23 protein-coding genes are annotated in these 23,823 nt (G+C 44.0%); 19 read left to right on the forward strand and 4 right to left on the reverse strand.

The annotated features are described in order from the left end of the window. Positions 1-40 precede the first annotated feature (40 nt). The 18 genes from BMZ56_RS03065 to BMZ56_RS03145 all read left to right on the forward strand — a co-directional run bounded on the left by BMZ56_RS03065 (position 41) and on the right by BMZ56_RS03145 (position 15,637). Positions 41-349, forward strand: coding sequence for a DUF4134 domain-containing protein (locus BMZ56_RS03065; RefSeq protein ID WP_090624053.1), 309 nt, complete (start codon positions 41-43; stop codon positions 347-349). Further along, positions 346-657, forward strand: a complete 312-nt coding sequence (locus BMZ56_RS03070) for a DUF4133 domain-containing protein (RefSeq protein WP_090624056.1) — start codon at positions 346-348, stop codon at positions 655-657. Before BMZ56_RS03065 ends, BMZ56_RS03070 begins: the two co-directional genes overlap by 4 nt. After that, positions 629-3,121, forward strand: a complete 2,493-nt coding sequence (locus BMZ56_RS03075; protein WP_090624059.1) for a TraG family conjugative transposon ATPase — start codon at positions 629-631, stop codon at positions 3,119-3,121. The genes BMZ56_RS03070 and BMZ56_RS03075 overlap by 29 nt, the downstream gene beginning before the upstream one ends. Further along, positions 3,118-3,780 (forward strand): hypothetical protein, encoded by a 663-nt coding sequence (locus tag BMZ56_RS03080; protein WP_090624062.1) that lies wholly within the window; start codon positions 3,118-3,120, stop codon positions 3,778-3,780. Before BMZ56_RS03075 ends, BMZ56_RS03080 begins: the two co-directional genes overlap by 4 nt. After that, a complete protein-coding gene (locus BMZ56_RS03085) occupies positions 3,777-4,436 on the forward strand; it encodes a hypothetical protein (RefSeq protein ID WP_090624064.1) in 660 nt (219 codons plus the stop codon). The genes BMZ56_RS03080 and BMZ56_RS03085 overlap by 4 nt, the downstream gene beginning before the upstream one ends. Then, on the forward strand, positions 4,433-5,107 hold the full coding sequence (locus BMZ56_RS03090) for a hypothetical protein (RefSeq protein ID WP_090624067.1): 675 nt from the start codon (positions 4,433-4,435) through the stop codon (positions 5,105-5,107). The genes BMZ56_RS03085 and BMZ56_RS03090 overlap by 4 nt, the downstream gene beginning before the upstream one ends. A gap of 2 nt (positions 5,108-5,109) precedes the next feature. Next, the gene (locus BMZ56_RS03095; RefSeq protein ID WP_090624069.1) at positions 5,110-5,898 is read left to right on the forward strand and encodes a hypothetical protein; all 789 of its coding nucleotides are present in this window, start codon (positions 5,110-5,112) and stop codon (positions 5,896-5,898) included. An 18-nt stretch (positions 5,899-5,916) separates the two neighbouring features. Next, the gene (locus tag BMZ56_RS03100) at positions 5,917-7,059 is read left to right on the forward strand and encodes a TraJ family protein (protein WP_245893047.1); all 1,143 of its coding nucleotides are present in this window, start codon (positions 5,917-5,919) and stop codon (positions 7,057-7,059) included. Between the two features lie 22 nt (positions 7,060-7,081). Beyond that, a complete protein-coding gene (gene traK / locus BMZ56_RS03105; RefSeq protein WP_090624072.1) occupies positions 7,082-7,702 on the forward strand; it encodes a conjugative transposon protein TraK in 621 nt (206 codons plus the stop codon). Continuing rightward, complete coding sequence (locus BMZ56_RS03110) at positions 7,680-8,120, forward strand: hypothetical protein (RefSeq protein WP_090624075.1); 441 nt, start codon at positions 7,680-7,682, stop codon at positions 8,118-8,120. The genes traK and BMZ56_RS03110 overlap by 23 nt, the downstream gene beginning before the upstream one ends. A 14-nt stretch (positions 8,121-8,134) precedes the next feature. After that, the gene (traM, locus tag BMZ56_RS03115) at positions 8,135-9,295 is read left to right on the forward strand and encodes a conjugative transposon protein TraM (RefSeq protein ID WP_090624077.1); all 1,161 of its coding nucleotides are present in this window, start codon (positions 8,135-8,137) and stop codon (positions 9,293-9,295) included. An 18-nt stretch (positions 9,296-9,313) separates the two neighbouring features. Next, positions 9,314-10,162 (forward strand): conjugative transposon protein TraN, encoded by an 849-nt coding sequence (traN, locus tag BMZ56_RS03120; RefSeq protein ID WP_090624080.1) that lies wholly within the window; start codon positions 9,314-9,316, stop codon positions 10,160-10,162. A gap of 89 nt (positions 10,163-10,251) precedes the next feature. Beyond that, on the forward strand, positions 10,252-12,276 hold the full coding sequence (locus tag BMZ56_RS03125; protein ID WP_090624083.1) for a type IV secretory system conjugative DNA transfer family protein: 2,025 nt from the start codon (positions 10,252-10,254) through the stop codon (positions 12,274-12,276). Continuing rightward, complete coding sequence (locus BMZ56_RS03130) at positions 12,273-12,797, forward strand: M23 family metallopeptidase (RefSeq protein ID WP_090624086.1); 525 nt, start codon at positions 12,273-12,275, stop codon at positions 12,795-12,797. The genes BMZ56_RS03125 and BMZ56_RS03130 overlap by 4 nt, the downstream gene beginning before the upstream one ends. Before the next feature lies 1 nt (position 12,798). After that, the gene (locus BMZ56_RS25545; RefSeq protein WP_177195011.1) at positions 12,799-12,957 is read left to right on the forward strand and encodes a hypothetical protein; all 159 of its coding nucleotides are present in this window, start codon (positions 12,799-12,801) and stop codon (positions 12,955-12,957) included. Beyond that, entirely contained in the window at positions 12,947-14,173 is a 1,227-nt protein-coding gene (locus tag BMZ56_RS03135; RefSeq protein WP_245893049.1) for an ArdC family protein, read from the forward strand. The genes BMZ56_RS25545 and BMZ56_RS03135 overlap by 11 nt, the downstream gene beginning before the upstream one ends. Positions 14,174-14,201: 28 nt before the next feature. After that, positions 14,202-15,017, forward strand: coding sequence for a DUF4099 domain-containing protein (locus BMZ56_RS03140; RefSeq protein ID WP_090624091.1), 816 nt, complete (start codon positions 14,202-14,204; stop codon positions 15,015-15,017). 56 nt (positions 15,018-15,073) lie between these two features. Beyond that, positions 15,074-15,637 (forward strand): hypothetical protein, encoded by a 564-nt coding sequence (locus BMZ56_RS03145; RefSeq protein WP_143072828.1) that lies wholly within the window; start codon positions 15,074-15,076, stop codon positions 15,635-15,637. Between the two features lie 181 nt (positions 15,638-15,818). On the opposite strand, the gene BMZ56_RS03150 is transcribed toward BMZ56_RS03145, so the two are convergent. The 4 genes from BMZ56_RS03150 to BMZ56_RS03170 all read right to left on the reverse strand — a co-directional run bounded on the left by BMZ56_RS03150 (position 15,819) and on the right by BMZ56_RS03170 (position 20,478). Next, a complete protein-coding gene (locus BMZ56_RS03150) occupies positions 15,819-16,901 on the reverse strand; it encodes a hypothetical protein (protein WP_090624098.1) in 1,083 nt (360 codons plus the stop codon). After that, positions 16,898-18,181, reverse strand: a complete 1,284-nt coding sequence (locus BMZ56_RS03155) for a hypothetical protein (RefSeq protein ID WP_090624100.1) — start codon at positions 18,179-18,181, stop codon at positions 16,898-16,900. Before BMZ56_RS03155 ends, BMZ56_RS03150 begins: the two co-directional genes overlap by 4 nt. A gap of 361 nt (positions 18,182-18,542) precedes the next feature. Next, a complete protein-coding gene (locus BMZ56_RS03165; RefSeq protein WP_090624104.1) occupies positions 18,543-19,157 on the reverse strand; it encodes an RloB family protein in 615 nt (204 codons plus the stop codon). Further along, positions 19,144-20,478 (reverse strand): AAA family ATPase, encoded by a 1,335-nt coding sequence (locus tag BMZ56_RS03170; protein WP_090624107.1) that lies wholly within the window; start codon positions 20,476-20,478, stop codon positions 19,144-19,146. The genes BMZ56_RS03165 and BMZ56_RS03170 overlap by 14 nt, the downstream gene beginning before the upstream one ends. Positions 20,479-20,635: 157 nt before the next feature. Here BMZ56_RS03170 and BMZ56_RS03175 point away from each other — a divergent pair, with 157 nt between their 5' ends. Beyond that, positions 20,636-23,821 carry an SIR2 family protein gene (locus tag BMZ56_RS03175; protein ID WP_090624110.1) on the forward strand — a complete coding sequence of 1,062 codons (3,186 nt, stop codon included), beginning with the start codon at positions 20,636-20,638 and terminating at the stop codon, positions 23,819-23,821. Positions 23,822-23,823: the final 2 nt, after the last annotated feature.

Here is a 23,823-nt window from a genome sequence, read left to right on the forward strand (position 1 = left end):
AGCCCAATCATTTTTTATTCACTTTTTATCCATTATCTCTATGACAGTAAAAACCAAAAAACTGTTTGCAATGGCCGCGCTTTGCCTTTCCGCGGTTCAATCAACATTTGCGCAAGGTGGTACCGTGGGTATCGATGCCGCCACGTCATCGCTGACCAGCTACGTAGACCCTATTTCGACACTCATTCTGGCCATCGGCGCGGTCGTTGGGCTCATTGGGGGAATACGGGTTTACATCAAGTGGAACAGCGGAGATCAGGACATCAACAAAGAACTGATGTCGTGGGGCGGTTCCTGCCTTTTCTTGGTGCTCGTGTCGGTGGTCATCAAAGCGTTTTTCGGCGTATGACACAAGAGCGTTATCCGATCTATAAGGGGCTGCAAAAGCCCCTTATTTACCGCGGTTTCAAGGGCAAGTTTATCTATTGGGGCATAGGCTCCCTTATCGGTGGTCTGGCCCTCGGTGGACTTGTCGGCGCACTGACCAACCTGTTCTTGGGCGGCTTTGCCACCCTTGCCCTGATGGGTGCCGGACTTGCCTACACATTCATGAAACAGGGTAACGGCCTGCACGACAAAACCCGTCATCGCGGAGTGTTCATACATCCCATCCACTTATCAATTCGTTATGAAGTCAGAGAAAAAGTCAACTTTTGAAATGCCCTATGTGGGTATCGACCATTATCAGGGGATGGCCATGCTGTACGGTAGCCGCGGTGATTTTTCGGTCATCATGCGGCTTACCAATCCCGTCCTACAGTATGGTGCCGATCCCGAAGCCTATACCGCATTCCAACAGGTGTTGTTGGGTGTCGTCAAAATACTTGGCGAGGGGCATATCATCCAAAAACAGGATGTGTTCATCCGGCGAAAATACAGAGCCGAACCAGCATCTGAATTTTTGCAACAGAAATACCAGGACCACTTCGACGGACGGGAGTACACCGAGATCAGAACCTACCTGACCATCACCCGCCAGATCAAAAGAGGGGCTTTCTATACATACGACAAGCGGGTACTTGTAAACTTTGGACAGAACATGGCCAAAGTGTTCGACCTGCTCGTAGGTGCGGGGCTTTCGCCTGCCTACCTGACCGAAGCCGAAATAAACCGCTTTATGAACAGGGTGCTCGGAATGGAGTTTGAACAGCCCCATATCACATTGAACAATCTCCGTTGCGGAGACCGCGAGTTGCAGATAGGAGAACAGACCGTTCGCTGTATTAGCTTGGTCAATACGGATTCCGTAGACCTGCCCGAAAAGGTCGGGGCATTTACTTCAAGAACCGAGACAAGCGGTATGCGTGGTTTCCCGGTGGACAATATGTTTTTCATGCACCATGTTCCCGGTTATCGTACCATTGTCTATAACCAGTTAATGGAGATACCCGGCCAACAGGTCACATTGGGCAAACTTGAAGTAAAGCGAAAAAGACATTCGAGCGTACCCGATCCGGCCAACATCATGTGCGTGGAGGACATCGACCTTTTATTGGTGGACGTAGCCCGTGAAAACCAGTTGCTGGTGAACGCCCATTATTCTATGATCGTATGTGCCGATACGGACAGGATCGATAAAACGGTCAACTTTATCGAAGCCGCCCTTTTCCAGCAAGGGATCATTCCCTCGCGGAATGCCTACAACCAGCTGGAACTGTTCCGCTGTGCCTTGCCGGGCAATGGTGTGGAACTGAAAAAATACGACTGGTTCCTGACGACCGCAGATGCCGCCCTTTGCTTCTTTTTTCGGGAAGCACTGCCGAGAGACGAAAAATCGGATTTTCTGATCCGGTTCACGGATAGACAGGGCATCCCCGTCGGTATCGATCCGGCCGACCTGCCGATGCGAACTAACCGTATCAATAACCGGAACAAGTTTGTATTGGGGCCGTCCGGTTCGGGCAAAAGTTTCTTTATGAATGCCCTCGTACAGCAATATATGCTGTACAATATGGATGTGGTCATCGTTGATACAGGACATTCCTATTCCGGTCTATGCGCCTACTTCGGGGGGAGGTACATCACTTGGTCAGATACCAAGCCGATCACCATGAACCCCTTTGCCATCGGCGAGGATGAATACAATATCGAGAAAAAAGATTTTTTGGCCACATTGGTCTGCCTATTGTGGAAAGGTGCGGACGGAACGATATCACCCGTAGAACGTGATGTAATTTCCAATGTTATTTCAGCCTATTACGCTGATTATTTCGGCGAGAAACAGAACGGTACCGACCAGCTCGACTTTAATTCGTTCTACGACTTTGCCCTGCACAAGATACCCCAGATCAAGAGCGAGGAAAGGATACCGTTCGACCTCGACGAGTTTCGCTATGTGCTGAAAAAATTCTACCGTGGAGGGGAATTTGATGCCATATTGAACGAGGCCGCCGATTCATCCCTGTTTTCGGAAAGATTCATTGTCTTTGAAATCGATGCGGTCAAGGAAAATAAGATTTTGTTCCCCATTGTTACGTTGGTCATTATGGACGTGTTCATCCAAAAGATGCGCCATCGAAAAGACCAACGGAAAGCGCTGATTATCGAGGAAGCATGGAAAGCAATAGCTTCGCCATTGATGGGCTCCTATATCCTGTACCTATACAAGACGGTACGGAAGTTTTGGGGCGAAGCGGTCGTGGTCACACAGGAATTGGGGGATATAATCGGCAATGCCGTGGTAAAGGACAGTATCCTAAACAATTCCGATACCGTGTGTCTCCTTGACCAAAGTAAGTTTATAGAGAACTATGGCGACATTGCCAAGCTCCTTGCCATCACGGAAACGGAACGGAAGAAAATATTCACGATCGGAAAACTGGACAATACCGTTGGTCGCTCCCGATTTAAGGAGGTCTACATCCGGCGTGGGTCAATGGGTGAGGTATTCGGTGTAGAAGTGAGCATTTACCAATACCTCGCATTTACCACGGAGAAACCCGAAAAAAGTGCCGTGGAAATCTATGTAAACCACTATGGGAACTATCAATCGGGACTGGAAGCATTTGTGTCCGATCTGCAAAGTAGCGGACTTGCTCTGGACACGTTTGTACGACGGGTAAACCAGACAAACGCCCCCATTGAAACACCAAGAGAATACTTTAAACCTGATTTTACATGAAACGATTTATTGCAATAACGCTTCTGTCCTTTGCCGTTTTCTATGCAAGGGGGCAGATCTACATCGACCCTGCTGTGGCAGCCGCAACGGGCGTCCATGCCGGAGTAATGAACAGCCAGCTAAACAGCGTGAATAACAACCTAACGCTTATCCAACGTGGACAGCTCGCCGTAACCGGCCAGCTCCTGATCGTGAACGATCTACAGGACAAGATCTACAAGGGATTGAGCGAGGTATCCGGCGTTGTCCGTTCCCTGCTGACGGTAAAGGACATTGCCAGCATTTCCCTTGACATCGTTAACGACGTAGAAAAGGCAATGAACATCGCAAGGGGAAATCCGGTACTCCTGCTGTTCGCCGAAGCGGGCGCACGGGAATTTAAGACACGGGCGACCAACCTGTCTGCCGAGGTCAGCGCCTTTATACTAAAGGGAGGAAAGGACAACCTGATGGATTCGGGCGAGCGGGCGAAACTGCTCAACCGGATACGTACGGAACTGACCATCTTGCGGGGCGTAGCCTTTGGGATGCACCGGAGTATGTACTGGGCGAAACAGCGCGGTATCCTTAACTCCCTCAACCCATACGCTGGTTTTATCAATATCGACAAACAGATTGCCGATGACATTATCTTTAATTCAAGATTGCTCAAACGATGAGATACTTTATCCTGACCCTGTTTCTTTTGGTCATCGCCCTGACCAGAGCAAACGCACAGCTCAATGTGGAACTGCTCCACCAATTGGTCGAACACAGCAAGGATGAATACGACCGCCAGATCACCGCAAGAAACCGACAGGCGATCACCACGGCCAACGAAGAAGTGAACCGTGAGGAAACGGCAAAGCTCAAAACCCGTTACCGAGAACTGCACAGCCGTTTTCATGTTTTGGGAACGGCATTGCAGGGGCTTAGCATGGGGCTTGAATCCGCGCCAATCGTAACCGAGATCATAGACCAACAAAAAAGGATTATAGGCATCGTTTCCACACACCCCGAATTTATGTTGCTTGCCATCGATGCAGAAAAAGATATGGCAGAAAAAGCCGTGCAGCTCGCACGCTACCTGACCGGACTTTTTATCAGTATCGGCGACCTTAACCAGATGAAAGCAAGCGACAGGCGAATACTTTACGGACACGTCCTGCAGGAGCTTCGGAAGATAGCCGGAGCATCACGTGGACTTGCAGTTACCATGTACTATTCGACACGAAAAAAACTGCTCGATTCCCTCAATCCCTTTTCGGCCTATATCAACGAGGACAAGCGCATAGTCGATAATATTTTAAGGCAATTGGAGGAATTTAAACCATGAAAAAGCAACTCATAACCCTGCTGTTTATCTATCTTTCAATGTCGGTTTTCGGGCAAAGCTATGTGACGATAGTCTATGATGCCAAGCACCTTGCCATCGTAAACGAGAACGGTGCGGTCAGGTTGGTTTCCGAACAGGCCCATAACAATATGCTCGGTAACATCCGTGGAAGTATAGACGATATTAATGTCAACCTTTCTTCCGTGGTTCTGGTGCAGAACATGATACACCGATCACTGACCGAAGTGGATCGGGCGCTGAAATCCGGCCGCTCTGCGCTCCATATTTCGAGGCTCGTGCAGGACATCGCCACCCACAGTACAAAAATGTTGGAAACCGCCAAAGGCGAACCGTGGCTGCTGCTCTTTGCCGAGGACGTTGCCCGTCAGATAAAGGACAGAGGAATAAACCTTGCCGCCGAGGTCTCCGAGTTTGTACTCCAAGAGGGAAAGAACGTACTGATGGACTACGAAAAAAGAGACCACCTCATGCGCAAGATCATTCTTGAACTGAAAGTAATTCGGGCGTTGGTGTTCAGCATGGAAAGGTCCATGTATTGGGCGAAGATCAACGGCGTACTGAAAACGGCGAACCCATACCGAAACTTTATCAATATGGACAAGCGCAAAGTGGACGAGATCATACGGAACTATTATCTACTTAAAGACTGAATATGAAAACGAAATATATCACAACGCTACTGTTGTGCCTGTTCTCCATTATGGGAACAATGGCGCAGAACGTGAAGCGACAGACCGACAAACATATCGTACACCAACAGGAACGCATGGTTCACAAGCAATGGGATCGCAAGAAGTTTACGCCGACAAGTGGCTTTCTCGGTCTAAACCCCAATTACTGGCTCACCTGGGCGTGGCACCCCAACTACCCCAAGACCGACCGCCGACCGTTGAGCGGTACAGGCCCGCAAACTCTAAGGATGGGTATGGTACTGGCCATGCAACAAACGGACGAAGCCTATAAAAAGCATACGGACACCATCCGAAAAGTTGCGGTAACCGAAGCCCTCAATTATTCCGGTCTGGTAGCAGATGCCGACCCCTTATGGCTTCTATATTACCGTAAAGAATTTGGAAACTTGACGGGCGGTACAGACACTGATCCGCTCGCCGGACTTTCACCGGATGTCAGGGATTATCTGCGGAACAAAGGTCTATTGGAATGGTACAGCGAAGAACGTGCGGAACTGAAAGAACGGCTGGAAGCTGCCCGGACGACTACACTCGACCGAGGCAGCCGAATAATGGCCTACCATCGTTTGCTTGGAGAACACAGGAAACTACTGTCCGCATGGGAAGCCAAAAAGAACTATGCCGCCAAATTCCTTTCATTGGCCAAGAACCGTGACCGCCTACGTAGTGACAATCCCGACCATCCGGAGTTTTCGGGCAATCGCTCCGACGTACAAATTGCGGAGAACATCCTAAAAAGAACCCAATAACCAAAATCAGATTACTTTATGGACTTTATCAACATGACGGGGCTAATGCCACGTTTTTTATTGCAAGGAAACCCTGTAAGCGTGCCCGATTCCTTTAAGGAAACGTTCAACTTTTTGCAGGGGAACGGTGTCTACGAAGAGGGTGTAATGTACTTTCTCAAAGGCATGAAAAACACGGTATGGACGCACTTCGACACGTTCATAACCGATGCGCAGGCCCTCGCTGCCATCTTTATGCTCATATTCTTTGCCATTAAATCATACGAAATGATGGCGGGCGACAAGAAAATGGAAGTCATGCCTTTGTTACGGCCGTTTGGGCTCGTGATGGTCATTATCTGGTGGGGTACGTTTACCCGCGTACTTGCATATCCCACCGACATCGTGGCCGCCAAAACGGAAAGCCTTTTCGACAGCGGACAGATCGAGGTGAACAATTTACGCCTGCAACGTGCAAAACTCATGATGGAGGTTGCAGACCAACTGACGACGATACAGGCCGAAACCGAGATCGCCGAAAAAGAAGCGGATACGTGGTACGGTCAGGCATGGGATGCGGTCACCTCAACGGTAAAAGAGGGTTTTGCTTCTGTATGGAATCCAATAGTCGAACTTAAAAACCGTATGCAGGTCGGATTACAGCTATTGGCAACCTATACCTTAGAAACGTTGGCTGTTTGGATATTGCGTATCTGCGTTTATATCATATTCATTATCCAGATCATCTATTCGACCATCCTTATCATATTAGGCCCGTTTAGTGTCGCCGTATCAATCCTGCCTGCCTTTAGAGATTCCTTTGGTACATGGATCGCCCGGTTTATTAGCGTAAACCTGTATTCGGGAATTGCCTATCTGGTCATGCACATAGCCAGCCTGTTCCAACAGTATGCAATGGAGGCCGAGATCACAAGGTATCAGCAACTCGTTGACAGCACAGGCGATACGATGGAGAAGATGGCTGTATTTGCTGGTAATGGACTTTTGAGTTTCGGCATCGTCATCGTGACGTTCCTGATCGGAGGGCTGACTATGCTCACGGTACCGAGCATCAGCACATGGATCGTATCGACAAGCGGTATCACCTCGGCCGCAAGCACAATGGGGCGTGGCGCAACCAATGCGACCCGCATGGCAAGGAGGATGATCGCCAAATTTTAGAACCTTTTAAGCATCTGTTTTCATGATAATAAAAAATATCGAAGCCAAGATCAGGCTTGCCACCTTTATTGCGGGAGCAAGTCTGACCGCCGCCCTGCTCATGGTAGTGGCGGTATCTTTTTTTGCCTACAAACAGGTCGGCAATGCACGTAAATCGGTGTATATACTCGATGCCAACAATGTACCCATGTCCGCACGGCAGACAGACGTGGAGGTGAACAGACCCGTCGAGTACCGTACACATATCAACCTATTCCATTCGCTGTTTTTCACCCTTGCACCTGATGATAAATTCATCGAATACCAAATGAAAAAAGCCATGTACCTGATCGATGAATCCGGTGCATTGCAGTACAACAACCTGCGGGAAAAAGGCTTTTTTAACTCCGTGCTATCGTCCAGCTCCGTACTCACCATCCAGACGGACTCCATCCACGTCGATCCGGTAAAGAAATACTTTAAGTTTTATGGCAAACAGACCATAGATCGGCGCAGCTCTACCGTAATACGCTCGCTGGTCACCGAGGGCTATTTACGGGACCTCGAAATGCGTACGGAGAACAACGGTCACGGTGTACTGATAACCCGATGGAAAACACTCGAAAACAAAGATATATCCTATGTTCAAAAAAATAACTTCTAACCGTCCGCCAGACACATCGGTATGGACAGCTTTTTACAGGGAGTTTGGCAAGTACATCGATGGAGGTACACACCGTGCCAAACATTTCCTTGAAATCCGGCCGCGTACAGTATTTATAGCAATGGTCCTAAGTATTCTCGTTTCCGTTGGATGTTTTCTTTTTCTCCCAAAGGAAACACCCAAGAAAGACAGTACAAATCTTTTCGTACAACAACCCTTAACGGATGGAATGGGCGGTATCGTCACCACCGTTTCGACCTTAAAGGAGTTGTTGGAAATCCGTACCGTCCTTGATGGACTGATTGACAAAGACAGTTTAGACAGCTCCGATAGCCTGCTGATGGAAAACGCCATCGACAGGATGCAGATACTCGAAAAGCGATTGTCCGAAGCCAACAAACCCCACAATTCACCTTAATACAATTCAACAATATGAAAATCAATTTCAGACAACCACGCTATGTGCTGCCCCTCATAGTGCTGCCCTTTCTATGCCTGTTTTTTTATGTCTACCAGACAGGTTTTGCAAAGGAGGAAGCACCCCGGCAAGAGGGCGATCCCTTACAGGGACAGATTGCCGAAGTATCGGAGGACGTGAAGAACCGCGCGCTATCCGACAAACTTGCTGCCTACCGTGAACAGTACCGCCGAGGAGACGGCTATACGGCAATAGGCCAGTTACAGGATGAAAGAGCCGAACAATTCCGTTTCGATGAAATGTACAACGAAGAAGAAAAGCACAGACTTGATTCCATCGAGCGGGCACTCAAAAACCAACGACCATTTTCGGGCAATGGAGATTCGGAGGATGACGACGACAGCGCCTTGCAACAGGCCCTTTCCTCATTACAGCGAAGACCCGAACCGATAAGGGAAGAACCGGAGAAAACCGACCCAATGGAACTTTTCCGTATGCAGATGGCCTATGCGGACAGTATGGCAAGGGCGAACGATCCCGACGAACAGGCAGCCCGCAGGGAACGTGAACGCATGGAAGAAGCGAAACGGGAACTCGAAAACCAACCCCTCTTATCTGTCTCCAAATACGCTACAAATCAAGGGGCGTTCAACACCATTCGCGCCGAAAGTGACAACACTTTCATACAGGCCATTATCGACGAAAACATGACAGGATATGCCGATTCACGTTTACGTATCCGACTCATGGATGACCTATTGGTCGGCCCGCACGTGGTCAAGAAAGGCAGCCACGTCTTTGCAAGGATTTCAGGCTTTTCAGGACAGCGTGTGCTGCTCACCATCACGTCCATCATGCACGGAAACAACATACTGCCCGTCCGGCTGGAAGTGTACGACAATGACGGTTCCCCCGGACTGTACGTGCCCGCTTCGGCATTCAGGGAGTTTAGCCGAGAGCTCGGCGGTAACACCACGCAGGGAATTACCCTGCAACAGCAAGCGGAAAACAATAGCCAACTGGTCATGAGCGCCATTCAGCGGATGTTCCAATCCACAACGACCGCCGTATCAAAGCATATACGGAAGAACAGGGCCAAACTGAAATACAATACGATGGTGTACCTTATCGATCCGCAGGCACTCCGCCAAAGCCAACAGAATTACAAACAGTAAAACCATTAATATTTCACCATGAAAAAGAGACATCATTTTCTAATCCTTTTCCTTTTATGTTTTGTAGGATATTCCGCCCGCAGTCAACAAGCGACGGAAACCCGGTTGGGAACACTTCCCGAATTAAGCCTGCACCGTGGCCATACGGTGCATATCCTTTCACCCGAACCCATCCAATACGTTGACATCGCTTCGCACCATGTATCGGGTGACCTACCCCTTGAAAATGTATTGCGGATCAAATTAAATGAAGATACCACGCAGACAGAACACCTTGACTATGAACTTGGAACAATTACCATTGTCGGCGATAACTTCGTGGCGCAATACCGCCTAACGGTCCCATTGTGGATTAGTGACACGAGTATCCCGGCCATGTTGGAAATCAGACCGGAACACACCCGACCGTTGGAAATATCGGAAATCGGATTGAGCCGAAGCCAGATGAAAAACCTTGCACTCGGTCTGCTTACAAAAAATGTTCACCGTGCAGTACGAAGCACGAGGGATTACGGTGTGGGTATCGCATTGAACGGCATCAGTACGATAGGTGATTATATTTTCCTTGACGTGTCGTTTACCAACACATCGAACCTTTCTTACAATGTAGATGAACTCCGGTTTTTCATTGAGGACAAGAAGATCACCAAAGCAACGAACGTGCAGACCGTGGAAATCAAACCCCTGTGGCAATACCAACCATTGACGGAGTTTAAGAAAAGACACCGCAATATATTCGTACTGAAAAAGGCCACCTTTCCCGGCAGTAAGGTACTTCGGGTAACACTCACCGAAAAACAGATTTCAGGCCGGACGGTCAACCTAAAGATAAAGTACGGAGATATTCTGAAAGCCGACACCTTTTAAATCGGCTTTACCCAACCTTTGAAAATCAATTATCATGGAAGACCTCCGCCAATTGGCGGAAGACTTCCAACCTTTAAAGACAAACACTTATGGAAGAAACCAAAGAGCAACAGGGGCTTTACCGTTCCCTGCAATTTGGCATATACCTATCCGTTGTCCTCGAAGTCTTTTTGTTTTTCTATGTAGATAGATTCCTCTTGACAGGGGTAGCAAATAACAGTCTGCTACTCTTTGCGGAGAGGCTTTCGAGGGTGCCGTTCTATGCCGAATTGATAAACAGCAAACTTTTTACGCTTGTACTGATCTGTTTGGTCTCCGTCGGAACGTTAAGCCGAAAGAAAAAAGACCTCAATCCCAAGAGCCAGATCGGTTACCCTTTGGTATTGGGGGTGCTCATTCTTTTTTCGGGCTTGTGGTTACAAGGGCGTGGGGCGGCTCCGATATGGGGGCAAGTGAATTGGTGTGACCTTGCCTATGTCACGAGTGCTTTTGCGGGCGCCGTTTTGGTACACGTTGCAATGGATAACGTGTCCAAGATCATCAGCTCCAATTTGGGAAAGGATCGTTGGAACATTGAGGAAGAATCCTTTATGCAGCCGACTGAACCCGTTATAACACCGTACTCGATCAACATCCCGACCTTGTTCTATTACAGAGGGAAAGTCCGTAAAGGGTATATACCGCTTGAAAACATATTTAGGGGGTGTCTCATTTGCGGGGTTCCGGGAAGTGGGAAGTCGTTCGGGATCATCATGCCGATCATCCGCCAAATGCTGGCCAATTCGTTCACGATGTGCCTATACGATCTGAAATACCCCGATCTCGGCAAGGTGGCCTATTATCACTATCTGCTTGCCAAACAGGGCGGTCGTTGCAGAGATTACAAATTCCATGTTATCAATCTCAACGATCCCGCAAAGAGCAGACGGGTAAACCCGATGAAGCGGGCTTACCTAAACACACTTGCCGATGCTTCGGAAACGGCCGAAGCACTTGTTGAGGCCTTGAAAAAGGGAGACAAAAGCGGTGGTAGTGACCAATTCTTTACGCAGTCCGCCGTCAATTTCCTTGCCGCCTGTATCTTCTTTTTCAGTAGGTACGAAGATGGGCGTTATTCCAGCCTGCCCCATGTACTTGCCTTTCTTAATCTTTCGTATGAACAGATTTTTACGGCGCTGTTCAGTAACCAAGAGCTCGCTTCCCTTTTATCGCCGTTCATGTCTGCCTACAAGGCAAAAGCATTCGATCAGTTGGAGGGGCAAGTGGGTACCCTCAAAATCTTTATTAGCCGAATGGCCACCAAAGAAACGTTTTGGGTTTTCGGTGCGGATGATTTCGAGCTCCAGATCAGTAACCCCAAGCACCCCGGTATCTTGGTGCTCGCCAACGACCCAAGCACGCAAAGCATTAATTCCACCTGTTTGTCAGTGGTGCTTAATCGGGTTACCAAACTTATCAATACAAAGGGTAACCTGCCCATAGGTTTAGTGGTGGATGAGGCCCCCAGCTTATATATTCACCGAGTGGACATATTGGTGGCACAGGCCCGATCCAATTTATCTGGGGTCGTTTTGGGGCTTCAAGAGTTGCCTATGTTACGCCAACAGTACGGCAAAGAAACAGCGGAAACCATCACGTCCATTATGGGTAATGTGCTGTCCGGTGCGGTCAGGAGCAAGGAAACTTTGGAGTGGCTGGAACGTCTTTTTGGTAAGGTGAAGCAAACGGGTGAAAGCCTAAGCATCGACCGTACAAGAACCTCGCTTTCCTTGAACGAAAAGCTCGAACCGTTGATTCCTGCCGGAAAGATAGCATCGTTAAAAGCGGGTGAAATCGTTGGTATCGTTGCCCGTGATACGATGGAAACCTATACGGGAAAATACGAGACTACGGCGGTTAACTGCCGTGTCAATCTGGACATGGAAGCCATAAAAAAGGAAGAAGCGAATTATCGCGAACTGCCGACCTATTACGACTTCGGAGATCGAAAAGAAGAAATCCTACTGTCCAATTTTTTCCGTATCAACAGAGAAGTACAGGAGATGGTCGAGCAGTTAATGCCGACACAGGACACACCCCAGATTCCCACTCCAACCGAAACTAAAATATCATGAAGAAAACAGAACGTTCTGCCGATCAGCGGAACATATTAACTATCCCAAGCCTTGTTTTCGGGTGGTTGCTACTTGTACCCTTTATGCTTTATGGACAGGTTATCGATTACAGTCCGCCATTGGACAAGCTAAAGGTTACATCACCGTTCGGGTATCGTATTCACCCAATCAATGGTAAGGCATCGCACCATAACGGTGCCGATTTCGCCGCCCGTTCCGACCCTGTATTCAATGTGCTTGACGGTCGGGTCAAAGCAACCGGAAAGCATAAAGCACTTGGTAAATATGTACGGGTACTTCACGGAGACGTGGAAACCATTTACGGACACCTTTCCCGAATACTCGTTTCGCCCGGTGATACGGTAACGGTGGGGCAACCCATCGGTATTACGGGAGCAACGGGCAGAGTTACGGGTGAGCATTTGCATTTCTCGGTCAAATTCAAAGGGAGATACCTTGACCCTTTGAAATTCCTGGACAGCCTTAGAGAACAATCGGATAAACCTTTAAACATCGAATAATATGGACTATCATTTAAGATCACTACAACAAAAACTAAGTATCCTAGCCAGTGGCGAGGATATTGGTATAACCCCACAGGAAGCCGCCATTTATGGCGTGGAATACGCCGACGAATGGCCGGAAGACGAATCCCCGGAGGTGGATGAATATGAGCAGTAAAAATTCAAAATCCCTGCATGAAATAGTTGCAGAGAATATCATCAAGAAACTCGAACAAGGCACAGCACCGTGGCAGAAGCCGTGGAATGACAACGGCCCGGCCTTTGAATTTCCGTACAACGCCACAACAGGAAAACGCTATAAAGGGATAAACATTTTCTCCCTTGCGATGGCCGACCGTGACGACCCCCGATGGATGACCTTTAAGCAAGCATCGGAAAAAGGCTGGCAAGTACGGAAAGGTGAAAAGGCTTCCCTTATCCAGTATGTCAAACTACACCAATTGGTACCTAAAAAAGACGAACAGGGTAAACCAATTTTGGACGAAAAAGGAAAACCCGTAAAGGTTCAGGTAAGGTTGGACAGACCGATCATTACAACCGCTTGGGTGTTCAATGCGGAGCAGATCAACGGTATCGAACCTTTGGTTAAACCCGATGTAAAACAATTTCAATGGAGCCCTATCGAAAGGGCAGAAAATCTCATTCAGGCTTCGGGAGCGACCATAACCCACAGAGCGGGCGATAAAGCATTTTATAGCCCACTCCGTGACAGTATTACCATGCCTTTTCGTGAGCAATTCGATGCACCGGATAAATACTATGCCACCGTACTCCATGAACTCGGCCATTGGACAGGACACGAAAACCGTCTGGACAGACGCCTTATAAACAGATATGGAACAGAGGGGTATGCCCGCGAGGAACTCCGCGCCGAAATCGCATCCATGCTCATAGGTCAGGAGCTCCATATCGGCCACGATCCCGGCCAACACGTTGCCTACGTGGACAGTTGGATTCAGATATTGCGTGATACACCTTTTGAAATACACGCCGCCGCTGCCGATGCTGAAAAAATCCTTAATTACATATTGGCATTTGAGCAAAAAAGGGAAATCAAGGCAGCCGCCGATGTGGCGGTCGAAGAACACACCGTAACACAACCACAAAAGGCGAAAGAAGCCGCCCTTTCTATGGGTGATGAAATCGCCTATAACAATACGGTGTACAGGGTGCAAGGCCATCTGAAACGTGGACGTATGCGTGTGGAAGACGTAACGACTGGAAATGTATTTTCCCTGTCCAAGACAGACCGGCTATATAATTCCCTGCTCCAAGCCAAACAGCACCCCGAAGCTGTCAAGGTAGGTGCAGACCTGCACCGCCCGGTACATGCCGAAAAGGAGGCTGTTGCCGCCTATGGTATCAGAAGATAAAATCTAAAACTTAACAAACAATTACATCATGAAATATCCCATCAACGAAAATGAAATGCCCCTAAATGAACTTGAAAAATTGGGGCTTTACAAAGACGGAGGGTTCAGTATCAGTCCGGAGAATATCGATGCCCTGCTTGCAGGAAGAAGAACCGATATGTTGAGTATGGCAGGTCTGAATATCGACGGGTTTGCCATCCGACAACTGGATGCGAAGTTATCCCTTAGCCGAGGTGAGGACGGTACTGTCCAGCTTAACATACATCCGATCTATCGTGAACCACAATGGCACCCGTTATTAAGTGACGACGAGGAAAAAGCATTGATCGCCGGAGAAAAAAACGTAGTGAGCAAGGAACAGGAGATCGGAGGAAACAAAAAGAAAAAAGTCATCATTGAGTATGACGACTTGACAAGGGAATTTGTTGCGTATGAACCCGACGAAGTGCAGGCCCCGATCAGAGTAAACGGCGAAGAACTTTCGGAAAAGCAACAGGAGGCTTTCCGTAACGGCGAAGTCGTGGAACTCAAAGACGGAACGAAAATTCAGCACTCGGCAACGGACAATAAGGGGATTCGTTCAGACAGTAAACGGCTTATCCTATCCGTGCTATTGGACGGCGGTATCTCATACTTGGTATTCCGTGGTATCAATAACCTAAGAGGTAGGCTCGAACCACAAAGTGAGGGGTACAGCGAGGGGTATAACCGTGCTTTGTCCGATATGATGATGGCCGACAAAAAGCTAAGGGAAAAAGGGAACGAGAAAACCGTTCAAGACCTTGCGCAACATCTTCATGATAAACAAGAGAGCAGGGGCTATACCCGCACCGTTGCGAGGTAATGTTATTTCTCCAATTAAAACCCGAAGTACGGAACTTCTTTGCTCCCTATGTGGGTATGGTCGAAGATAAAATTCTGTTTACTTATACATTGGGAAATCAGGTCATAGACCATGAACGTTGGAACGAAAACGGCGCTCGTATTCCGGTAAGCAAAGGTGTATGGTTGGTGACGGATAGCTTGCCTTTATCCGTCACCGACCTTTTTATCGGTCATTCTGCTTGTGATATAATGTGCTTCTGCCATTATTACCCCAATTGGATTAATCCACACCGTTCGAGTGCGTTTGCTTCATTGGGGTTGTTGCCGACCAAAGAACAGTTTACTTGGCTAAAATCCCTTTTCACCAATGCCAAAATACATACGGTATTTGACGGGGGAATAAGTGGTCGTGTAGCTGATTGTAAAGTTGCGACTTGGCAACTTGGTAAGAACGCAAGGTTTAGTATTGTTGATGACCACGGAGAGTTTTACTGCAACAAAAAGAAGTATCGTATCCCGGTCAGTATTTTTTCATTGAACCGTTTTGAAAAATTATCGGGTATCCGTGCAGGTATCAGGACCCATAAACCAAAAGCACCATTTGAAACGTTCTATCAATCCTTTACAAACGTGGGTTAATCTGAACCAGCCTACCCAAACCCCTGATCCTTTATTGGGTCAGGGGTAAAAGTAAGGGGTTTTTTTGATTTTGTTGAAGGGGATTTATAAGCAAAGTCATTTATAAAGATTACTAATGACGTTCTAAGTGCTAATAGTAGATTGAATAATTACTCTAATCAAATAGTGGTTTAAGCGTATATTAATATTCTCCAAATACAATTGCTTTTGAATAAACTTCATGAAACTCTGGTGGTAACCCACAAGCTTTATTTAAATATTCAGAGAGTCGAAGTGCAAAATTTGATGTATGTTTATCTTTTTCAGAGATTCCTTTAGCATAAGTATACTTAGTAGGATCAGTAGATAAAAAGCAAAATGACAATTCCTTTAAATACAATGGAAGTATATTAAAATTCATTGGGTTCTCAAACACCAGTCTTACAAGCTCGACGAAAGTATCCCATTCAGGTAAGGCTAAATCTTTATCTGGTATTGTATTACCACTGGATCTTTTGCGTAGTTCATTGAGGTATTCGTAGTTAGCGATGCCTCCATAAATTATTATTTTCAAATCGTTACTTAAATCATCCTTGGTTTTTAATGAAATGTATCTGGTAAAGACTTCGGTAATAATTTGATTTAGACTAATTGCCATAAGTGAATAATGGTGCATTACGAGTGAAAGATGAAGTTTATTGGCTGGGTCCAATTCTCCTTTTAGTACTCTAAGGATTGACAATCCTGATCGAACTTGAAAATTACTTATTTTATCGTTCCAAAAATTAGTTCTAGCATATTCGCACAACTGCTTTAATCTTGGGAATTTTTTGTCGATTTCCATAAAGCGATCCCAATGATCTATATCAATTAATGAACTAAATAGCGGTTCTAAATAGTCTGCTGTTGCATGAGAATAGAAATTAAAATCGTTATCAGAAAACAACTGAACATCGAAAGTATTCGCAGTTAATTGGTGTTCCTTCTCAATATCTTTGGTTAATAATATAAGCCCTTTCTTAGCTCCGAAGTACTCCATTAATCCTTTCATCCATAAAGCCCTAGTAATTCCAGATTGGCCTTTTAATGTTTTACAATCGCCCAAAATAATTTGAAACCGACCTGTTATTTCTGGTGCAAGCGCAAGAGCATCAATATCTGTAACTAACTTGGGGGCCGCTGAAATTTGAGTTTGAGAAAGTACATTCACTTCTAAATGTGGATACCAATTTCGTCGAACAAAGTACTCAATTACTCTGATTTTTAAATTTCTATCTTTTATCATCTTGAAATACTTTTTAGTAAGAGATTATCCAACTCTTCTTTTGCTTCTTCTCCTAACATTACTGTTTCGGTTTGTCGTAATCTTGCAGAAGATACGATAGATTCAATATAAGTTTGATCCTGTTGTAAAGCAATTCTTGCTTCTTGGTCTACTTCCATATTAGATAAGCTTCCTTCATTTAGCAACCTAATTGCTAAATCTAATGCTCTGATATTTTCTTCAGAATTTATGAGAACAAATCTGTATCGATCATCCTGCATTTTTTCAAGACGTCCAACTTTTAAAACAGACAACTGATAATACTGAGCATACGTTTCTGACGTTGGCTTTAGCCATCCGTCTCTTTTTAATGCATTCAATAAGGCACTAGGCCACCTTATTGGATATTTATTAGCTAATAACTGCCCCTGTCTTACAGACGCGAGGAGCGCCATAGCTCGCTCATAAATTTCCCTATTAGTTGGGTTCAACTTTGACAAACCAGGAGCGGGAGTAAATAAAAAGAAATTTTGTCCTGCATGACCTGTTGTAATTGCTGGTGGTTTCACCGCACCATCTTGAGCCAATCTTTTAAGAATCTGGAGCTCTTGAACGGTAATTGATTCACCGTTAATACTCATAGTTTTCTCAATAATACTTAATGGCCAACCTTGTGCCTTTTTTACTAATTCTAATACCCTCTTAATTGTACTGGCTCCGGATTTTGCGGTTAAGTCAGCAAAAACATCAACGTTTTCTGAAAAAAACAAAGGACTGATCAATATTTCTCGACCTCTTGCTCTTTTGGACATTATATATCCGCCTTCTGTTCCGAACTGTAAGTTTCGATCAACAATTTTTTTCTCAGCACCAAGGGAGTATATATTACTGCGTTCGGTAGGAGAATTAGTCAGTTCCGAAAGTATTCTTAAAGCTAATTGTTCAGGTTCATTAAATCCCATCTCTGTAACAGCATATTCTCCCACCGTGGAGTAGATATCGTCGAAAAATGGAATTTGCGGTTGAATTTGCTTAATCGTCGATTTTTGAGAGTAGAGTTTAACGAATTCAATTTCTTCAAGATTTTTTAGAATATCCTTTAATAAAATTGGAGGTATTTTGAAATAATAATCCGAAACAAGTTTTAGCTTTTCGTATTCCAAAAGAGGTAGTCCACGTAAATGCAAAGCAAGGTTAACCATCATCCCAATACGTGGTAAAAATTCAAATTCTGGGATATTTTTGCCAGCTAATGCAGTTGTAATATCATAACATTGAGCTGCGGTATTTTGATTACTCATAAGTCTTGTAATAGTTGTTGAAAAATTAGTATCTGCTTAGCCCTGAGTTCTCACTAAATTACCTAATTTATAATACATTTGACCAATCAGTAGGTTCAATACGGTCCAATTTTATCATCACCTTTTGCCTCAATCTTGGTGACGAGAAGAAAAGACTTCTTTTTTCAATTACTTTGAAATAATACCCATCGTCATTCATATTTTCATTTTCGCATTGGAGATATATTTCCTCTCCTATATCCGGTACATTCGGGAGTATATCGAAAGACTTTAGGTCAATAACGTCACCTTTGTAATAAAATTCTAATTCATACGGTTTATTCATACTTAAGTTTTTTAAAGTTATTAAAACATAGAACGGTTACTCCTTGGTTTGCCAATGCTTACCCAAAAAGGTTAGCAGTTTTTCAGAGAGTTGATATAATTTGCTGACAAATTTCTCTGGAAAGTAATGATCTTTATGCAAATCAGCATTGGAAGCGTTTATCGTAGCAGTTCCAATAAGCATTGCGAAATCGTCCTTATTGTACCCTCCGACAACCAAGTTTGCCAGATTCCTCTTCAACTTCCTAGCAGAATCGAGTTCAACTGGAATCACATCTAATATGTGATAATGTAACCATACTTCAAAGGAAGGGTTACTTATGGCAAGAGACCAATTCGCTTCTTGTTCGCTATGTTTGTGCAAATCATCTATCTCCTTACGAGGCCATCGATCAACATCTAAAACAAACCAAACAAAGTCCTCAGGCTCAACGCCATATTCCTCGTCGTATTTGGCCAGTCTCTCAGTCAAATACTTCGCAGCTGATTTTCCTTCTTCGCGAGGAACGATTTCAACAACTACTCGCTGATTTATAGCACCAAAAAAGCTAAAATAGTCATCCTCTCGCTGTCCCTCGGCAACAATGACAAATTTACGGAAATCCCTATGAGGTTTTCCTTTTTTGTATTCTCTATTCTTACTCCTCGGCATACTCTTCAAGTCTTAATTTCCTTAAATCTCCGAGAAACGGAATAGCACCAAATCGGCCAGAAAGATACCCCTTTCTTATGTCCAAATCGGGTCTTACATTATATTCACTCAATGGATACAGATGGGTAGCTCCCTCTTTATTTTTTTCTGCAAACCATATTTCATCTTGTCTAAATAAATCCAAATCCAAGAGGTTCGACTCATGTGTGGTAAAAATCAATTGGCCAACTTTATTTGGATTATCTTGTATCTGCGCAACAAATTCTTTTAATAAAGTAGGATGTATGCTTTGGTCGATTTCATCAATCATGACGGTTATTGGAAATTTTTCCAAAATATACAGAACTGGAATAAAATCAATCAATCTCAACGTTCCATCAGACTCATCAAAAAGTTCAAACTTGACTTTTTTTCCAGATGGGGTCATGTGATAAGATACTACTTTTTTGATTACTGGCTTCCCGTCCTCGAGCATAGCGACAGCATTTTTGCTATCTCCAACACGTTCCATTTCCCCAGATTTTATCAATTTTAGAATCCTGTCTTTTTCGTGCTTGTTGTCCTCGCCAAAATATTGATCGAAGTCAAGTGTTTGGATATCCAATTCTTTTATTCCAGTATCGAATTTGCTTATAAGACCATTTGTGAAAGACTTGAAATCTTCATCATCGATAAAACTATATGTTAGACCGGCATATTGCATTCCGGGCAAGATTACAATCAAGCCTTTCTCGATCCACTTGTAGGCCCGATTGATTTCCTTGAATTTCTTGTCCTTAACCAACGAAATAAATGGAACACTTGGCTCTAGAAGATCTTCCTCATATACTTGGATGAGCAATCGATCCTTTTGACTTTTCAGATATTTGGGTGCCATATTTATTTTAGTATTCCCAGATTTATCAATCTTTCTTTCAAAAATGAGATCATCGTCCTTTTTCCCATAATTTAAAAGATATAGCCATTCTTCTTGAATAGTACTACCTATGAAGACCATACCATAAGAGTAACCTACTTCTTCGATAAGAAATTCTACTTCAAGTGTTGAGGGTCTTTCATCTTCTGATAATTTAAATGATACATCATCATTAAAACTGTCGAGAGATCCTGCCGTCACAAGCTCCGATAAAAAATTAATGGCTAAGATCAGATTTGATTTCCCTGCACCGTTAGCACCATAAATGACGGCACTTTTTAAAATGTCGACTTTTGGGAATGAATATACATGGTTTGGATGCCGTCTTACATCCCCTGTCAACATATTAAATTCTGTCTCATCCTTGAAAGACAGGAAATTGTCCGCTACAAATCTAATTAACATTTTCGTCGTTGTTTGTATGTAAAAACGATTATATCGCTATGATGTTGTTTAAAAAATATTATTTTTTGTAATTTTGATGCAAGTATAACGAAAAAATCGTTGTAAATATAAAAATTTGTACATTTGTAACGGTATGAATTTTAAGAAATAGGATTCAATGAGCAACAATTACATATTAGAACTTGATCAGTTCATTAGGTCGGTGGAGATCAGCAAAACGGATTTTTTTACTGTACTCCTTGGTGCGGGTGCCTCTATTAACTCTGGTATAAAGTCTGCTGACGAATGTGTGTGGGAATGGAAAAGAGATATCTACGCCTCAAAGGCAACAACACACAAACTTGGTAAATTAGATGATAAGTCTGAACAGGTGAGACAAGCTGTACAGACATGGCTCGATAATGAAGGTATTTATCCCGATGCAGGTTCAATAGAAGAGTACTCTTTTTACATAGAAAAATGCTTTCCAATTGAAGATGATCGCCGTAAATATTTCCAACGTTTATGCGAAAGAAAAGAACCCTCTGTTGGTTATAAGTTATTGTGCTTGCTTAGTGAATTGGGTACAGTCAAATCGATATGGACTACAAACTTCGATGATCTCTGTCGTGACGCAGCCATAAAGACTGGCAACACAATTATCGACGTCACGTTGGATTCGGTTGAAAGAATTATTCGCCCAATTAATACATCTGAATTGCTATTGATAAAATTACATGGTGACTACAAGTATGGACAGCTGAAAAATACCGACGAAGAGTTAAAGACTCAAGACGAAACATTCAGATCACATTTGATAGATTATTTGAAAGATAAGCATCTTATTGTTTCAGGTTATAGTGGCAGAGATAAATCTATCATGTCTGCGTTAAAAGAAAGTTATTCCAAGCAAGGATCAGGAAGATTATACTGGTGCGGGTACGGACAGAATCCGTCGGATGAAGTCCTTGATTTGATAACTTGGGCGAGACAACATGGACGTTCTGCTTTTTATATACCAACAGATGGCTTTGACAAGCTGATGATAAGTTTGGCAAAGGAATGTTGTAAAGATCATACTAAATTAGTTGAAAAATTTAGCGATTGCCTAAAGGCTGAAAAGCAAGAAATTAATCGTTCTCCGTTTTCTATTGAGACAGGGAAATTGAATGCCATAATTAAAGGAAATCTTTTTCCTCTCAAATTACCAAAGGAGGCCTTTCAATTCCAGTCAGATTTGGCCACGGGGTTACAGCCATGGAAAGAGATTAAAAACTTGGTTAAGCCCTATTCTATAGTTGCCGTTCCACATAGAGGTTACGTATGGGCGTTGGGAACATTATCCGATATAAACACGTGTTTTGAAGGACATATTGAAGGATCGATAACACGCGCACCAATTGATAATTTAGAATTGTGGAAAGACACAGCAATATACAATCTTTTGTTATCATCCTTAACGAGAGCATTGTCAGCGCCTAAGGGATTGCGTTCAAACGGAAAAAACTTGATCTGGAAAACCGAGCCCACGTCTCATAGGATATTCCAAAATATCATGTATTCCACGCATGAAGCCATAAGGTTGTCAATCACAACTGACGGAAAACGCTATTATTTATCATTATTACCCGATTTCAGAATAAATTCCGATGATCCAAATGCGAAAATTTCTAAGGAAGTTAGGCAGGACGTAGGTAGGACCTATTTCGATAAGTTAAGAAACAAAGCCTTTGACGAATATTTATTTTCATGGAGAAAACTGTTGTTGAAAGGTTCTAACGATAAATTGCTCGTAGAGTATCCACATTCCTCTGCATCTGGATTCAATTTCGAAATCTACCGATTGCCTTTATTTTCGAAGGTTTCTCAGTCAGGAAACAAACCGGAGATACAACTTAGCGAAAAATTCCCTAAAGCCGTATTGCATTTTAATGGTATTCAATATAAAGAGCCAGAGTTAGCTTTTTCTCCTAAAAATGCTGCTATGAGTGTAGTTCCAAAGGATTTTCATCCCATGAGAGGACTGAAAGACAATGCTCCATCGGACAGTGGATTAACAGGTCATTTATATGACGAAAAAATAAACTTGGGTGTGATTTGCCCTCGTGAAGACAGCCAAGCATTTTCGAAGTTTCTGAATCAACACAATACAATAATCAGTTCAAATAATAAAAATGCCGATTATCTTATCGACTATCCGGGTTTTTTTAATGTATATAAAGTCAGTCTGAATATACCTTTAGTTGATTCGGAAAATTGGTTAACTTGTCCTGAACCGACAATCAAATCTTCTCTGAAAGAAACTGCTTTTGACCTTCGGGATAAAATCATCAATAGAATCGACCAACAAATTAAGAATGAAGTTAAAAAGGTTATTGTAATTTATATACCGGATAGATGGCTATCCTATACTTCGTTTCAAGAGGAAAATGAAGATTTCGATCTGCACGATTATATCAAAGCTTATTGTGCGGAAAAGGGTGTGGCCACACAATTCATTCAACAGGATACAATTAATAGCGTTTTGCAGTGTCAAATCAATTGGTGGCTATCACTGTCCTACTATGTCAAGTCTTTACGTACGCCTTGGGTATTAGAAAACTTGGATAAAAGTACCGCTTTTGCAGGCATAGGGTATAGCGTTTCAAATAAAAAATCAGCCAGAGGCAGTATTGTTTTGGGGTGCAGTCATATCTATAACTCAGAGGGTCAGGGATTAAAATACAAGCTCTCAAAGGTTGAAGACCAATTGTATTGGGACAAACAAGACAGACCCCATTTGTCTTATAATGACGCTTTTCGATTTGGCTTATCCATAAAGGAACTTTTCTTTAATGCAATGGATGAACTCCCTAAACGGGTCGTCGTTCACAAGAGGAACTATTTTACTCAGGACGAAATCAATGGGCTAAAGGACAGTTTGCTTAGTAACGGTGTAACAAACATCGATTTAATAGAGGTAAACTTTGCCGATGATATCCGTTTTTTGGCTACTAAAATAGCAGTAGGGATGCCGCAAGCGGATGATTATGCCGTTCCAAGAGGGACCTGTATTGCTTTCGACGAGTATTCAGCATTTCTATGGACACATGGTATTGTTCCATCCGTTAGGAATCAGGCTTGGCGGTACTATTTAGGAGGGAAATATATACCAGGCCCGCTAAAAATCACGAAACATTATGGAGAAAGTAACATTGGAACCATTGCCAACGAAATTCTCGGTTTGACAAAAATGAATTGGAATTCATTCGATTTATATAGTCAATTACCAGCTACTTTGAATTCCTCCAATGAAATTGCAAGAATTGGACGTCTACTTTCTAAGCGTGATGGAATAACCTATGACTACCGATATTTTATTTAACA

The organism is Parapedobacter indicus (assembly GCF_900113765.1).
GTDB classification, from domain to species: Bacteria; Bacteroidota; Bacteroidia; order Sphingobacteriales; family Sphingobacteriaceae; genus Parapedobacter; species Parapedobacter indicus.

Excerpts from the sequence above, each read along its gene's own strand:
- BMZ56_RS03065 (WP_090624053.1), top strand. The coding sequence starts at position 41 with ATGACAGTAAAAACCAAAAAACTGTTTGCAATGGCCGCGCTTTGCCTT.
- BMZ56_RS03070 (WP_090624056.1), top strand. The coding sequence starts at position 346 with ATGACACAAGAGCGTTATCCGATCTATAAGGGGCTGCAAAAGCCCCTT.
- BMZ56_RS03075 (WP_090624059.1), top strand. The coding sequence starts at position 629 with ATGAAGTCAGAGAAAAAGTCAACTTTTGAAATGCCCTATGTGGGTATC.
- BMZ56_RS03080 (WP_090624062.1), top strand. The coding sequence starts at position 3,118 with ATGAAACGATTTATTGCAATAACGCTTCTGTCCTTTGCCGTTTTCTAT.
- BMZ56_RS03085 (WP_090624064.1), top strand. The coding sequence starts at position 3,777 with ATGAGATACTTTATCCTGACCCTGTTTCTTTTGGTCATCGCCCTGACC.
- BMZ56_RS03090 (WP_090624067.1), top strand. The coding sequence starts at position 4,433 with ATGAAAAAGCAACTCATAACCCTGCTGTTTATCTATCTTTCAATGTCG.
- BMZ56_RS03095 (WP_090624069.1), top strand. The coding sequence starts at position 5,110 with ATGAAAACGAAATATATCACAACGCTACTGTTGTGCCTGTTCTCCATT.
- BMZ56_RS03100 (WP_245893047.1), top strand. The coding sequence starts at position 5,917 with ATGGACTTTATCAACATGACGGGGCTAATGCCACGTTTTTTATTGCAA.
- traK (WP_090624072.1), top strand. The coding sequence starts at position 7,082 with ATGATAATAAAAAATATCGAAGCCAAGATCAGGCTTGCCACCTTTATT.
- BMZ56_RS03110 (WP_090624075.1), top strand. The coding sequence starts at position 7,680 with ATGTTCAAAAAAATAACTTCTAACCGTCCGCCAGACACATCGGTATGG.
- traM (WP_090624077.1), top strand. The coding sequence starts at position 8,135 with ATGAAAATCAATTTCAGACAACCACGCTATGTGCTGCCCCTCATAGTG.
- traN (WP_090624080.1), top strand. The coding sequence starts at position 9,314 with ATGAAAAAGAGACATCATTTTCTAATCCTTTTCCTTTTATGTTTTGTA.
- BMZ56_RS03125 (WP_090624083.1), top strand. The coding sequence starts at position 10,252 with ATGGAAGAAACCAAAGAGCAACAGGGGCTTTACCGTTCCCTGCAATTT.
- BMZ56_RS03130 (WP_090624086.1), top strand. The coding sequence starts at position 12,273 with ATGAAGAAAACAGAACGTTCTGCCGATCAGCGGAACATATTAACTATC.
- BMZ56_RS25545 (WP_177195011.1), top strand. The coding sequence starts at position 12,799 with ATGGACTATCATTTAAGATCACTACAACAAAAACTAAGTATCCTAGCC.
- BMZ56_RS03135 (WP_245893049.1), top strand. The coding sequence starts at position 12,947 with ATGAGCAGTAAAAATTCAAAATCCCTGCATGAAATAGTTGCAGAGAAT.
- BMZ56_RS03140 (WP_090624091.1), top strand. The coding sequence starts at position 14,202 with ATGAAATATCCCATCAACGAAAATGAAATGCCCCTAAATGAACTTGAA.
- BMZ56_RS03145 (WP_143072828.1), top strand. The coding sequence starts at position 15,074 with ATGGTCGAAGATAAAATTCTGTTTACTTATACATTGGGAAATCAGGTC.
- BMZ56_RS03150 (WP_090624098.1), bottom strand. The coding sequence starts at position 16,901 with ATGATAAAAGATAGAAATTTAAAAATCAGAGTAATTGAGTACTTTGTT.
- BMZ56_RS03155 (WP_090624100.1), bottom strand. The coding sequence starts at position 18,181 with ATGAGTAATCAAAATACCGCAGCTCAATGTTATGATATTACAACTGCA.
- BMZ56_RS03165 (WP_090624104.1), bottom strand. The coding sequence starts at position 19,157 with ATGCCGAGGAGTAAGAATAGAGAATACAAAAAAGGAAAACCTCATAGG.
- BMZ56_RS03170 (WP_090624107.1), bottom strand. The coding sequence starts at position 20,478 with ATGTTAATTAGATTTGTAGCGGACAATTTCCTGTCTTTCAAGGATGAG.
- BMZ56_RS03175 (WP_090624110.1), top strand. The coding sequence starts at position 20,636 with ATGAGCAACAATTACATATTAGAACTTGATCAGTTCATTAGGTCGGTG.